We start from the raw sequence: 12,833 nt of genomic DNA on the forward strand, positions 1-12,833 counted from the left end.
GACGGTGCGCGTTATCGTCATTAAAGGGCGATTGTACTGCAACGCACCCTCGCGCTGCACCGCAACAAGGCCCAAGCCCGGGTCCGGAACAGGGTCTCGCCCCGTCAGAACCATCCTTTCAAGGTCGTGGCGATACCGTGCCAGAAACTGTCCGGAATCCACAGCAGGCTGCCGGTCATGGCCAGATAGCGCAGGAACTTGCCGATCGCCATATAGCCCAGGCTGGGCCAGAACGACAGCCGCAGCCAGCCCGCCAATGTGCACAATGGATCACCAATGACCGGCAACCACGACAGCAGCAGCGTGGGCGGGCCGATCCGGCGCATCCAGCGAAAGTAACGGGCGTCGAGCGCGGGCTTGCGCGGCTTGCGGGGATGGGCGCGATGCTGGGCATGCTCGAGTTCGTGCTGGCGGTGCTGCCGGCGCAGGCGGTAACGCACCAGGGCCAGCTTGGCCCAGTAGCCGAGCCACCAGTCGATGGCACCGCCCGCGGTATTGCCGGCGGTGGCCACGATGACTGCCGGCCAGAACATGTCGGGGTTGAGCTTGATGTACCCGAACACGGCCGGCTCGGAACCGAGCGGCAACAGCGTGGCCGACACCAGGCTGACCACGAAGATCGCGGGCAGCCCCACCTTCGGGAGGGCAACCATGCCGAGCAACGAATCCAGGAACGCTTCCATGAGCCGATGGGAGGGGTGGGCGGGTGGAGGTCCGCCAGGGGCGCCCGCCACGCGGGCAATCCGCATGGCGATACCGTGCGATTTGTGATTAACTGTTAGAGCCGATTGCAGCCGATCGTTCCGGGCCGCACCCTGAGTCTGACCGGTGCCGCTCAGCCGGTGCCAGTCAGCCGGTGCCGCTCAGCCGGTGCCAGTCAGCCGGTGCCAGTCAGCCGGTGCCAGTCAGCCGGTGCCAGTCAGCCGGTGCCAGTCAGCCGGTACCAGTCAGCCGGTACCGGTCGAGCCGAAGCCAGTCGAGCGAGCACACAGTCGGGCAAGCACCAATATCACGAAATAGCCGTAGCAACCAAGCGGCAGTACAGCGTCGTGGCCAGTCCCGCGCAGTGATTCGTTCGGGATGTTGGGGCTGGCCATGCGCGTCACCCCACATGGAGACAAGCATGGCGATTGCGATCCGCCTGACGGTCAACGGCAAGCCCGTTGACGCGCAGGTCGAACCCCACACCCTTCTGGTCCAGTTCCTGCGCGAACAGCTGCGCCTGACCGGCACGCACGTGGGCTGCGACACCGCCCAGTGCGGCGCGTGCACGGTGCACCTGGACGGCCGTGCGGTCAAGGCCTGCAACATGCTGGCGCTACAGGCGGACGGCGCGCGCGTGACCACCATCGAGGGCCTGGCCGAGGGCGCGGACAGCGGCCACCTCCATCCCATGCAGGAAGCCTTCCGCGAATGCCATGGGCTGCAATGCGGCTTCTGCACGCCGGGCATGGTGATGGCAGCCACCGCGCTGCTGCGCGAGCGACCCAATGCCGATGCCCAGACCATCCGCGAGCAGCTCGACGGCAACCTGTGCCGCTGCACCGGTTACCACAACATCGTACGCGCGGTGCAGCAAGGCCAGGACATGATGCGCCATGCGGCGGGCCACGCCGCGGTCAGCGCGGAATAAGGGGGCTGCCATCATGAACGCACCCGACAAGCATCCGCTCATCGGCACGCCGGTAAGGCGCAAGGAAGATTTCCGCTTTCTCACCGGCAATGGTCAGTACACCGACGATATCGTGCTGCCGCAGCAGAGCTACGGCTATTTCGTGCGCTCGCCCCATGCGCACGCGCGCATCCGCGCCATCGACAAGCGCGAGGCACTCGCCGCGCCCGGGGTGATCGCCGTGCTGACCGGCGAGGACATGGCGGCCGACAAGGTCGGCGGCCTGCCCTGCGGCTGGCTGATCCACAGCATCGACGGCACACCGATGAAGGAGCCCCCGCACCCCGTGCTGGCGCAGGGCAAGGTGCGCCATGTGGGCGACCAGGTGGCGCTGGTGGTGGCGGAATCGCTGCAGCAGGCGCGCGACGCGGCCGAGAAGGTCGAGGTCGACTACGAGGAATTGCCTGCCGTGGTGGCGGCAGCCACGGCCGCCAGCGCGACGACGCTCGTGCACGACGACGTGCCGGCCAATACCTGCTACACCTGGGGCCATGGCGACAAGGCCGCCACCGACGCCGCGTTTGCACGCGCGGCGCATGTCACCACGCTCGAGATCGTCAACAACCGGCTGATCCCGAACGCGATCGAGCCGCGCGCCGTCAATGCGAGCTACCAGCGCCAGGACGACAGCTATACGGTCTACGTGGCCAACCAGAACCCGCATGTCGAGCGGCTGCTCATGGGCGCCTTCGTGCTGGGACTGCCGGAGTCGCGCCTGCGCATCATCGCGCCCGATGTCGGCGGCGGCTTCGGCTCGAAGATCTTTCTCTATGCGGAGGATGTCGCGCTGACCTGGGCTTCAAAGAAGGTGGGCCGGCCCATCAAGTGGACCGCCGAGCGATCGGAGTCGTTCCTGACCGATGCGCATGGCCGCGACCACGTCACCAGGGCCGAGCTGGCGCTCGACGCCGACGGCAGGTTCCTCGCCATGCGCGTGCATACCGTGGCCAATATGGGCGCGTACCTGTCGACTTTCGCCAGCAGCGTGCCGACCATCCTGTACGCCACGCTGCTGGCCGGGCAATACGCCACGCCGGCGATCTATGCCGAGGTCAAGGCGGTCTTTACCAATACCGCGCCGGTGGACGCCTATCGCGGCGCCGGCCGGCCGGAGGCGACCTACGTGGTGGAACGGATCGTCGAGACCGCCGCGCGCGAGCTGGGCATGGATCCGGCCGAACTGCGCCGCAAGAACTTTATCCGCGAGTTTCCGTACGCCACGCCGGTGGGCCTGACCTACGATACCGGCGACTACGAACCGTGCCTGGCACGCGCGCAGGCGCTTGCGGACGTGGCCGGCTTTCCGGCCCGGCGCGAGGCCGCCAGGCAGCGCGGCAAGCTGCGCGGGCTCGGCTACTCCTGCTATATCGAGGCGTGCGGGCTGGCGCCGTCGAATATCGCGGGCGCGCTCGGTGCGCGCGCGGGCCTGTTCGAGGTGGGCGAGATCCGCGTGCATCCCACCGGCACCGTGACGGTGTTCACCGGCTCGCACAGCCATGGCCAGGGGCACGAGACCACCTTTGCGCAGATCGTGGCCGACCGTCTGGGCATCGCGCTCGATGCCGTGGAGGTCGTGCACGGCGATACCGGGCGCGTGCCGTTCGGCATGGGCACCTATGGCTCGCGTTCGCTCGCGGTGGGCGGCTCGGCCATCATGAAGGCGCTCGACAAGGTGGAAGCCAAGGCCAGGAAGATCGCGGCGCATCTGCTGGAAGCGTCCGATACCGACATCGAGTTCCACGATGGCGTGTTCCGCGTGGCCGGCACCGACCGCACCAAGACCTTCGGCGAAGTGGCGCTGACCGCGTATGTGCCGCACAACTACCCGCTCGACAAGCTCGAGCCGGGCCTGAACGAGAACGCGTTCTACGATCCGACCAACTTCACCTACCCGTCCGGCGCCTACGTGTGCGAGGTCGAAGTCGACCCCGATACCGGCGAATCGCAGGTGGTGCGCTTCACTGCGGTGGACGACTTTGGCAACGTGATCAACCCGATGATCGTCGAAGGCCAGGTGCATGGCGGCATCGGCCAGGGCCTGGGCCAGGCGATGCTGGAGCAGTGCGTGTACGACGAAGACAGCGGCCAGTTGCTGACCGGTTCGTACATGGACTACGCGATGCCGCGCGCGGGCGACCTGCCCGACTTTACCGTGGAGACCGCCAAGGGCACGCCGTGCACGCATAACCCGCTCGGCGTCAAGGGCTGCGGCGAGGCGGGCGCGATCGGCTCGCCGCCGGCCTTCATCAATGCGCTGGTGGATGCGCTGGCGCCGCTCGGCGTGCGCGATATCCAGATGCCGGCCACCCCGCACCGCACGTGGCAGGCCATCCAGGCCGCACAGGCGGGCGCGGACGGCCACGCTACCGGCAAGCCGGCCTGAGCCCGACCCACGGAACACGGAAAGGACACGACATGTACGCATTCCAGTACGAACGCCCCGCCGACGCCAAGGCCGCGGTGGGCATGCTCAAGGCCGACGCCGACGCGCGCTTCCTCGGTGGCGGGCAAAGCCTGCTGGCCGCGATGAAGCTGCGGCTGGCCGCCCCATCCACGCTGATCGACGTGACGCGCATTGCGGGGCTCGCCGAGATCCGCGTCGAGGGCGACGAACTCGTGATCGGCGCCGCCGCGCGCCATGCCGATGTGGCCAGCCACGCCGAAGTGATGCGCCGCGTGCCGGCGCTGGCGCTGCTGGCCAACGGCATCGGCGACCGGCAGGTGCGCGCGCTCGGCACGCTGGGCGGATCGCTCGCCAACGACGATCCCGCCGCGGACTATCCGGCCGCGGTGCTGGCCCTCAACGCCACCGTGGTCACCGACCGCCGCAATATCGCCGCCGACAACTTCTTCAAGGGCCTGTACGAAACCGCGCTGGCGCCCGACGAACTGATCACGGCGGTGCGCTTTCCGCAGCCGGACCAGGCCGCCTACGTGAAATTCCGCAATCCGGCCTCGCGCTTTGCGCTGGTGGGCGTGATGGTGGCACGCAGCGGCAAGACCGTGCGCGTGGCGGTCACCGGCGCGGCCGACAGCGTGTTTCGCGCACCCGCGCTCGAACAGGCGCTGACGGCCAGCTTCACGCCGGCGGCGGCACGCGCGGTGCGCATGGATCCGTCGGGCCTCAATACCGACCTGCATGCCTCGGCGGACTATCGCGCGCACCTGATCCCGGTGCTGGCCAGCCGCGCGGTGGAGCAGGCGCTGAAGGGCTGATCCCGGCCGCGCCATGTCCGTTCGCCCCGCTCCCGCGCACCGGGCGCGGGGCGCCATCCGACCGCGATCTCCATCTCCGTGCTGCCCACTTCCATCGACGACACCCTCGCGCTGCTCGCCCGCCAGCGCTACTTTGCCGATCGCGAGACCGCGACCGTGCTCTACCTGGCGCTGCGCATGCAGCGGCCGCTATTCCTTGAAGGCGAGCCCGGCGTAGGCAAGACCGCGCTGGCGCAGGCCATGGCCGCGGGACTCGGCACGCGCCTGCTGCGCCTGCAATGCTACGAAGGCCTCGACGTGGCCAGCGCGCTCTACGAATGGGACTATCCGCGCCAGATCATGGCGCTGCGCCTGGCCGAGGCGCGCGGCGAACGGCCCGCCGCACAATCGCTCTATCACGACGACTTTCTGCTCAAGCGTCCTCTGCTGGAATCGCTGCTGCCCGACCCGGCCGCGCCCGGCATGCCGCGCGTGCTGCTGATCGACGAGATCGATCGCGCCGACGAACCGTTCGAGGCCTTCCTGCTCGAGGTGCTGTCCGAATACCAGGTGTCGATTCCCGAGATCGGCGTGGTGCGTGCGGAACGTCCACCGCTGATCATCGCTACCTCCAACCGCACGCGCGAGGTGCACGACGCGCTCAAGCGACGCTGCCTGTATCAATGGATGGGATATCCGGCACGCGAACGCGAACTGGAGATCGTGGCGGCGCGCGCGCCCGAGGCCGCCGTGGCGTTGCAGCGGCAGGCGGTGGACTTTATCCATCGGCTGCGCGGGATCGACCTGTTCAAGGCGCCCGGGATCGCCGAGGCCATCGACTGGTGCCGGGCGCTCGCCGCGCTCGGCGTGACCGAGCTCGATCCGCAGTCGGTACGCGATACGCTGGGCGTGCTATTGAAATATCAGGACGACCTCGCGCGCACCGATGGGCCCACCATCGCCGAGCTGCTGGCGCAGGCGCCATCGACGGTCCACCCGCCGGTGCACCCGCCCGCAGCGCCGCCCACCGAGCCGCAGGCCCAGCCGTCGCCATGAACACGCTGCCCATGCTGGCGCGCAACGTCACGCATTTCATGCGGTTGCTGCGCGCTGCCGGCTTTGGTCTCTCGCCCGCGCATGCGGTCGACGCGCTGGAGGCGCTGCGCCATGTCGATATCGGCCGCCGCGACGAGGTGCGCGCCTCGCTGGCCGCGCTGACGCTGTCGGGACCGGACCAGCGTCCGCTGTTCGACGCCGCATTCGACCTGTTCTGGCGCGACCCCGACTGGGAAGGCAAGCTGCGCGCGCTGCTGCTGCCCCGCGTGGATGCCGGGGCCCCGCCGCCGCGCCGCAGCAACCGGCTGGCGGACGCGCTGGCGGCGCGCCAGCCCGAGGCCCCGGCTCGCACACCGCAAGGCCGCGAGGAGCGCTTTACCGCGCCGCTGACGTTCTCGGCACAGGAACGCCTCGCGCAGCGCGACTTCGACACGCTCGATGCCGAAGAGTGGCGCGCGCTGCAACACCTGATCCGCCTGCGCCGCGCCCATCTGGGGCTGCAGCGCACACGCCGGCTGCGCGCGGCGGCCACCGGCACGCACGCGGACCTGCGCGCCAGCGCGCGCCTTGCGGTGCGGCAGCATGGCGAATGGCTGCGCTGGAAGTATCGCCGGCATGTGGAACGCAAGCCGCCGCTCGTGCTGCTGCTCGATATCTCGGGCTCGATGAGCCAGTATTCGCGTGCGGTGCTCTATTTCTGCCATGCGCTGGTGCAGTCGCGCGAGCGCATGCACGTGTTCCTGTTCGGCACGCGCCTGACCAATGTCACGCGCGCGTTGCGCGAACGCGATCCCGACGATGCCGTGCGGCTGATCACGGAGCAGGTGCGCGACTGGTCCGGCGGCACGCGGATCGGCGCAGCGCTGGCCGATTTCAACCGCCACTGGGCGCGCCGCACGCTCGCCGGGCGCGCCACCGTGCTGCTGGTCACCGACGGCATCGACCTCGAGCACTTCGATCTGCTCGACGCCGAAATGGCCCGCCTGGCGCGCTTTGCCCACCGCATCGTCTGGCTCAATCCGCTGCTGCGCTATGCGGGCTTCTCGCCACAGGCGCGCGGCATGCAGGCGATCCTGCCGCACGTGGATGCCCTGCGGCCGGCACATAACCTCGACAGCCTGCTGGCGCTCGAAGCGCTGCTGGCCGATTCCCGCCCCGACCAAGGACCCGCCCCATGGAAATGAACCAGACCCAGCGCCTGCCGGTGCCCCGCGACGTCGCCTGGCAAGCGCTCAACGACCCGGCCCTGCTCAAGCAATGTATTCCAGGATGTGAGAGCATCGAGCCCGACGGCGACAACGCCTGGTTACTGACGCTGACGGCGGCGGTGGGACCTGTGAAAGCACGTTTCAAAGGCCGTATGGCGCTGATGGATATTCAGGCCCCCGAAAGCTATGCGATCCACTTCGATGGCCAGGGGGGCGCGGCCGGCTTCGGCAAAGGCGTGGCGCGGGTTGCGCTGGCCCCGGCCGGCGACGAGACCGACCTCAGCTACACGGTGCAGGCGCAGGTGGGCGGCAAGATTGCGCAGATTGGCTCGCGTCTGGTCGATGCGGCCGCGCGCAAGATGGCCGATACTTTCTTCGCGCGCTTCACCGCGGCGGTAACCGGGACGGATGGCGACACCGGCGACCCGTCCGCAACACAGGAAACACAGGAAGCGCAGGCAGAACAGCCGGCGCCGCCAGCATCGGCAGAACAGGAACAGCAGGAAGGCAAGCAGAAACGATCATGGACAGCGTGGATCTCGAAGTCCTGAAGAGCAGCGTGCGGTGGCAGGCAGAAGGCCATCGTGTGCTGCTGGTGACGGTAGTGCGGACCTGGGGCTCGTCGCCCCGGCCGGAAGGGGCGATGCTCGCCGTGCGCGACGACGGGCTGGTGGTGGGCTCGGTCTCGGGCGGTTGCATCGAGGACGACATCATCGACCGCGTGCGGCGCGAAGGCATCCGCGGCGATCGACCGGAAGCGATCAAGTACGGCATCAGCGCCGAGGAGGCGCATCGCTTCGGGCTGCCATGCGGCGGCACCATCGAGCTGGTGGCGGAGCCCCTCGGCGCGCACAGCGGCATCGCGGCGCTGCTGGAGGCGGTGGAAAGCGGCCAGCTGGTGACCCGTCACCTCGATTTGGCCAGCGGCCACGCCACCCTGGGTCCGGCGCTCGTCACCGACGGTCTCTCGTTCGACGGCCAGCGGCTGCTCACGATCCACGGTCCGCGCTACCGCATGCTCGTGATCGGCGCCGGACAGTTGTCGAAGTACCTGTGCCAGATCGCGGTGGGGCTGGGCTTCCACGTGACCGTGTGCGATCCGCGCGAGGAATACACCGAGACCTGGGATATCCCGGGCGTGACCATGGTGCGCACCATGCCGGACGACACCGTGCTGGCGATGAAGCTCGACGAACGCTGCGCGGTGATCGCGCTGACGCACGATCCCAAGCTGGACGACCTCGCGCTGATGGAGGCGCTGCATACGCCGGCGTTCTATGTCGGTGCGCTGGGCTCGCGCCGCAACAACCAGGCGCGGCGGGAGCGGCTCAAGGAATTCGACGTGACCGACCTGGAGCTCGCGCGCCTGCACGGCCCGGTGGGCATCTATATCGGCAGCCGCACGCCGCCGGAGATCGCCATTTCGATCCTCGCGGAAGTGATCGCGGCCAAGAACCACGTTTCGCTGCCGGACATCCTGCAGGTGGAAGGCGCCAAGGCCGCGCGCGAGATCGCGGCGGGCGAGGCGGCCTGCCCGATACCGGCCGCCACCGCACCGGCCCCGTGACAGTCCCACGGCCCCATGGTCTCGCGCCCCGCGGCCCGGCTATCCCACAGCGCCCTCGCCGCGGCTACCGCTGGAAGACAACGCGCATGAAGGCAACCGCATGACAGCCGCGCCGCTGATCGACTCCGACCTGCCCACCGGCATCCTGCTGGCGGCGGGCTTCGGCCGCCGCTTCGATCCCGCGGGGCAGCGCAACAAGCTGATGGAGACCTTGCCGGACGGCCGCACGGTGGCCTGGCGCAGCGCACGCACGTTGGCGGTGGCGCTGCCGGGCGCGCTCGCGGTGGTGCGCCCGGGACACGATGCGCTGGCCGCGGAGTTGCGCCGCGCGGGGTGCCGTGTGGTGGAGAGTGCCGCGGCGGAGACGGGCATGGGCGCGGCGCTGCGCGATGCCGTGGCCGCCAGCGCGCAGGCGCGCGGATGGGTGGTGGCGCTGGCCGACATGCCGTGGCTGCCGCTCGAACTGGTGCGCGCGGTGGCGCTGACGATCACCGCGCCGGACACCATCGCGGCGCCATGGCGCGACGGCAAGCGCGGGCATCCGGTGGGTTTTGGCGCGGCGTGGCGCGATGCACTGCTGCAGCTCGATGGCGACGAAGGGGCACGCGCACTGCTGCAGATGCATCCCGTCACGCGCATCCTGACCGAGGACGACGGCGCGTTCCGCGATGTCGACGTGCCGGACGATCTCAAGCGACACGGCAAAGCCGGCAGCAAGGGGGCCAGCAACGGCGACCCCACGCGCAATGCCGGGCGCGACCGCAAGCGCTAGGCACCCTGCGGGCCGGACCGCGGGCGCCACGCCCACCGCCCGGCGACCCGCCTGCGCTCAGCCGCCGTCGGTCTCCAGAAGCGCGCGCAGGTATTCGCTGCTCCACCAGTGCACGTCATGCTGGCGAATCCGCTCCAGCAGCTTTTCATGGCGCGCGCGGCGTTCCGCGAGCGGCATATGCAGGGCCTGCTGGATGGCCTGCGCGGTGGCACGCGCATCGTACGGATTCACCAGCAGCGCCTCGCGCAGCTCCTCGGCCGCGCCCGCGAAGCGCGACAGCACCAGCACGCCGGGATCGTCGGGATCCTGGGCGGCGATATATTCCTTGGCCACCAGGTTCATGCCGTCGCGCAGCGGCGTGACCAGCGCCACGCTGCTGGCGCGACACAGCCCAGGCAGGCGCCGACGCGCGGTGGAGCGATGGATATAGCGCACCGGCATCCAGTCGAGCTCGCCGTACTCGCTGTTGATCGCGCCGGTAATGCCCTCCATCTCGCGCCGCAGGTCGGCATAGGCATCCACGGATTCGCGCGAGGGCGCCGCGATCTGGATCAGCGTGGCACTCGACCGGTTCTCCGGATATTCGGCCAGCAGGGTCTGGAACGCCTTGAGCCGCTGCGGCAGCCCCTTGGAGTAGTCGAGCCGGTCGATGCCGAGCAGCAGACGTCGGCGCGCATACTGGCCGCGCATCATCTCGTAGGTTTCACGCGAATCTTCGCCACGGCCGAGTTCGATGAATTCGTCGACGTCGATGCCGATCGGGAACGCCAGCGCGCGTACGGTGCGATGGAACGCGCGGAAGCGGTACTCGCCCATTGGCTCGGCGCCCGCTTCGTCCTGGACATAGCGCGAGAAATGCTCGAGGTCCGCATGGCTCTGGAAGCCGACGAGGTCATACGCGAACAGCGCGCGCATCAGCCATTCGTGCTGCGGTATGGCGGCCAGGATCAGCGGCGGCGGCAGCGGGATATGGAGGAAAAAGCCGATGCGCTGCGCGCAACCGATCGCGCGCAGCTCGGCCGCCAGCGGGATCAGGTGGTAGTCGTGGATCCAGATGACGTCGTCCGGCTTGAGCAGGGGCGCGAGCTTGCGTGCAAACAGCTGGTTGACGCGACGATAACTGTTGAGATTGCCGCCGGAGTCGAAGTCGGCGAGATCGAGGCGGTAGTGAAATACCGGCCAGAGCACACCGTTGCTATAGCCGAGATAGTACGCATCGTAGTCGTCGCGGCTCAGGTCCACGGTGGCCAGCGTCACGTTGCCGGCCTGCTGCAGATGGAGTTCTCCTTCGCCGGGCGTGCCGCCCTGGCTCGCGTCCAGCGCCTTGCCGCTCCAGCCGAACCAGAGGCCGCCCGTCTTGGAGAGCGCTTCCGACAGCGCCACCGCGAGCCCCCCGGCCGCATGGTTGCGGGGGTCGGCCACCCGGTTCGATACCGCTACAAGTCTTCCCATACCTACCTTCTTGTTGTGGCTCCCATTTCATGTCCGCCCAGGGAAGCGTCGGGCGTCCTGCTCAGATCACCGAATCCCATGGCGCGGACAGCCGCATGGCGCCGTTGATCAGACCGACCATCGAATAGGTCTGAGGGAAATTGCCCCACATCTCGCCGGTGACCGGGTGCGTGTCCTCGGACAGCAGGCCAAGCGGATTGCGCGCGGCCAGCATGGCCTCGAAGATCTCGCGCGCTTCCTCGCGCCGGCCGATGCGCGCCAGCGCATCGATGCGCCAGAACGTGCAGATATTGAAGGCGGTCTCGGGCTTGCCGAAGTCGTCGGGTGCCTCGTAGCGTCGCATGTACGGACCATCGCACAGCGAGGTTTCCAGGGCCTTGACCGTGGCCACGAAACGCGGATCGCGCGGGTCGATGAAATTGACCTCGGCCATCAGCAGCACGCTGGCGTCGAGTTCGCGGCCGCCGAAGCTTTCGGCAAAGGCCTGGCGCGACTCGGACCACGATTCCTCGAGGATCTGCTTCTTCATGCGATCGGCATGGTCCTGCCAGTACGCCGCGCGTGCGGGCTGCTCCAGCTTGAGCGCGATCTTGGCCAGGCGGTCGCACGCGGCCCAGCTCATCAGTGCCGACGAGGTATGGACGCGGGCGCGCGTACGCAGCTCCCACATGCCCGCGTCGGGGGTGCCGAACACCCGCACCGCCTGTTCGCCGACTTCCTCCAGGCGCCGGAATTCCGCCGGCCCGCCCCGATGCAGCAGGCGGTGATCGTGAAACGCCTGCGCGGCCCCCAGCACCACATTGCCGTACACATCGTGCTGGAAGTGTTCCTGCGCCTGGTTGCCCACGCGCACCGGGCCCATGCCGCGGTAGCCGCACATGTGGTCGAGAATGCTTTCGGGCAGCTCGCGTTCGAGTCCGATGCCGTAAAGCGGCTGGATATGCCCGTCCTGCGACTGCATGACCACGTTGGACAGCCAGCGCAGGTAGTCCTCCATGGTGCCCACTTCGGACAGGCTGTTGAGCGCGCGCACCACGAAGAACGCGTCGCGCAGCCAGCAGTAGCGGTAGTCCCAGTTGCGTCCGCTGCCGGGCGCCTCCGGAATGCTGGTGGTCATGGCCGCGACGATGGCGCCGGTTTCCTCGTAGAGCGAGAGCTTGAGCGTGATGGCGGCACGGATCACGGCCTCCTGCCATTCGCGCGGCACCGCCAGCCGGCGCGTCCACAGGCGCCAGTACGAGGTGGTTTCCTGCTCGAAGTCGCGCGCGGTTTCTTCCACGCCGTGCGCGAGCGTTTCGTCCGGGCCCAGGATGAAGTTGTAGCCGCGCGTGACCAGGAACGGCGTGTTCGACAACACGTATGCCAGCGGCGCGTCGGTGGTCATGCGCAGCGTGGTACCGTCGCCGACGTAGCGCACATGGCTGCTGCCGCGCGTGATCTCCGGCTTGATGCGGCCCCAGTGGAAGCGCGGCGCCACGTTCACGCGCACGCGCGGCGCACCGTGCACCGGGCGAATGCGACGGACCAGCGTAATCGGGCGGAAATACCGACCGAGCCGGAAGAAGCGTGGCGCGAAGTCGGTAATTTCCAGGCAGTTGCCGTGCTTGTCCATCAGCCGCGTGCGCAGGATGGCCGTATTGGGCTCGTACCACTGCGTGGCTTCCTGGAAGTCCTCGATCTCGATCGAGAAATGGCCACCGTTTTCGCTCGGGTCCAGCAACGCGTTGAAGACCGGATCGCCGTCGAAGCGCGGCAGGCACATCCATACCACGCGGCCACGGCCGTCGATCAGTGCCGAGAAGGCGCAATTGCCGATCATGCCCAGCGACAGCGAGGCATCGGCGACACGGCTGGAGCAGTCCGTATCGACATTGACAGCCGGTGCCTCGACCGACACGGTCGGCTCGATAT

Annotated in this window: 11 protein-coding genes; 8 read left to right on the forward strand and 3 right to left on the reverse strand. The window is 68.6% G+C overall.

Features of this window, described 5'->3' with window-relative positions; translation table 11 throughout:
• Window positions 1–104: 104 nt before the first annotated feature.
• Complete coding sequence (locus DFLDMN_RS10520; protein ID WP_423194912.1) at window positions 105–683, reverse strand: YqaA family protein; 579 nt, start codon at window positions 681–683, stop codon at window positions 105–107.
• 440 nt (window positions 684–1,123) lie between these two features.
• On the opposite strand from DFLDMN_RS10520, the gene DFLDMN_RS10525 reads away from it, so the two are divergent.
• The 8 genes from DFLDMN_RS10525 (at window position 1,124) to DFLDMN_RS10560 (ending at window position 9,470) form a co-directional block, all read left to right on the forward strand.
• Window positions 1,124–1,633: a (2Fe-2S)-binding protein gene (locus tag DFLDMN_RS10525; RefSeq protein ID WP_423194913.1), complete on the forward strand. Its 510-nt coding sequence runs from the start codon at window positions 1,124–1,126 to the stop codon at window positions 1,631–1,633.
• A 13-nt stretch (window positions 1,634–1,646) separates the two neighbouring features.
• Window positions 1,647–4,055, forward strand: a complete 2,409-nt coding sequence (locus DFLDMN_RS10530) for a xanthine dehydrogenase family protein molybdopterin-binding subunit (RefSeq protein ID WP_423194914.1) — start codon at window positions 1,647–1,649, stop codon at window positions 4,053–4,055.
• Window positions 4,056–4,087: 32 nt separating this feature from the next.
• Window positions 4,088–4,888 carry an FAD binding domain-containing protein gene (locus DFLDMN_RS10535; protein WP_423194915.1) on the forward strand — a complete coding sequence of 267 codons (801 nt, stop codon included), beginning with the start codon at window positions 4,088–4,090 and terminating at the stop codon, window positions 4,886–4,888.
• Window positions 4,889–4,966: 78 nt separating this feature from the next.
• Entirely contained in the window at window positions 4,967–5,923 is a 957-nt protein-coding gene (locus tag DFLDMN_RS10540; protein ID WP_423194916.1) for an AAA family ATPase, read from the forward strand.
• Window positions 5,920–7,107 (forward strand): vWA domain-containing protein, encoded by a 1,188-nt coding sequence (locus tag DFLDMN_RS10545; RefSeq protein WP_423194917.1) that lies wholly within the window; start codon window positions 5,920–5,922, stop codon window positions 7,105–7,107. Before DFLDMN_RS10540 ends, DFLDMN_RS10545 begins: the two co-directional genes overlap by 4 nt.
• Entirely contained in the window at window positions 7,098–7,682 is a 585-nt protein-coding gene (locus DFLDMN_RS10550; RefSeq protein ID WP_423194918.1) for a CoxG family protein, read from the forward strand. The genes DFLDMN_RS10545 and DFLDMN_RS10550 overlap by 10 nt, the downstream gene beginning before the upstream one ends.
• Window positions 7,655–8,698: an XdhC family protein gene (locus DFLDMN_RS10555; protein WP_423194919.1), complete on the forward strand. Its 1,044-nt coding sequence runs from the start codon at window positions 7,655–7,657 to the stop codon at window positions 8,696–8,698. Before DFLDMN_RS10550 ends, DFLDMN_RS10555 begins: the two co-directional genes overlap by 28 nt.
• A 100-nt stretch (window positions 8,699–8,798) precedes the next feature.
• Window positions 8,799–9,470: a nucleotidyltransferase family protein gene (locus tag DFLDMN_RS10560; RefSeq protein WP_423194920.1), complete on the forward strand. Its 672-nt coding sequence runs from the start codon at window positions 8,799–8,801 to the stop codon at window positions 9,468–9,470.
• A gap of 57 nt (window positions 9,471–9,527) precedes the next feature.
• Here the strand turns inward: DFLDMN_RS10560 and DFLDMN_RS10565 are convergent, their stop codons facing one another.
• Window positions 9,528–10,922 (reverse strand): alpha,alpha-trehalose-phosphate synthase (UDP-forming), encoded by a 1,395-nt coding sequence (locus tag DFLDMN_RS10565; RefSeq protein ID WP_423194921.1) that lies wholly within the window; start codon window positions 10,920–10,922, stop codon window positions 9,528–9,530.
• Between the two features lie 61 nt (window positions 10,923–10,983).
• Window positions 10,984–12,741, reverse strand: a complete 1,758-nt coding sequence (locus DFLDMN_RS10570) for a glycoside hydrolase family 15 protein (RefSeq protein WP_423198378.1) — start codon at window positions 12,739–12,741, stop codon at window positions 10,984–10,986.
• Window positions 12,742–12,833 lie beyond the last annotated feature (92 nt).

It is taken from the genome of Cupriavidus sp. H19C3, assembly GCF_049393815.1.
Lineage (GTDB): Bacteria > Pseudomonadota > Gammaproteobacteria > Burkholderiales > Burkholderiaceae > Cupriavidus.

Bases quoted from the DNA above. Each gene is read 5' to 3' on its own strand.
- DFLDMN_RS10520 (WP_423194912.1), bottom strand. From the start codon at position 683: ATGGAAGCGTTCCTGGATTCGTTGCTCGGCATGGTTGCCCTCCCGAAG.
- DFLDMN_RS10525 (WP_423194913.1), top strand. From the start codon at position 1,124: ATGGCGATTGCGATCCGCCTGACGGTCAACGGCAAGCCCGTTGACGCG.
- DFLDMN_RS10530 (WP_423194914.1), top strand. From the start codon at position 1,647: ATGAACGCACCCGACAAGCATCCGCTCATCGGCACGCCGGTAAGGCGC.
- DFLDMN_RS10535 (WP_423194915.1), top strand. From the start codon at position 4,088: ATGTACGCATTCCAGTACGAACGCCCCGCCGACGCCAAGGCCGCGGTG.
- DFLDMN_RS10545 (WP_423194917.1), top strand. From the start codon at position 5,920: ATGAACACGCTGCCCATGCTGGCGCGCAACGTCACGCATTTCATGCGG.
- DFLDMN_RS10550 (WP_423194918.1), top strand. From the start codon at position 7,098: ATGGAAATGAACCAGACCCAGCGCCTGCCGGTGCCCCGCGACGTCGCC.
- DFLDMN_RS10555 (WP_423194919.1), top strand. From the start codon at position 7,655: ATGGACAGCGTGGATCTCGAAGTCCTGAAGAGCAGCGTGCGGTGGCAG.
- DFLDMN_RS10560 (WP_423194920.1), top strand. From the start codon at position 8,799: ATGACAGCCGCGCCGCTGATCGACTCCGACCTGCCCACCGGCATCCTG.
- DFLDMN_RS10565 (WP_423194921.1), bottom strand. From the start codon at position 10,922: ATGGGAAGACTTGTAGCGGTATCGAACCGGGTGGCCGACCCCCGCAAC.
- DFLDMN_RS10570 (WP_423198378.1), bottom strand. From the start codon at position 12,741: ATGATCGGCAATTGCGCCTTCTCGGCACTGATCGACGGCCGTGGCCGC.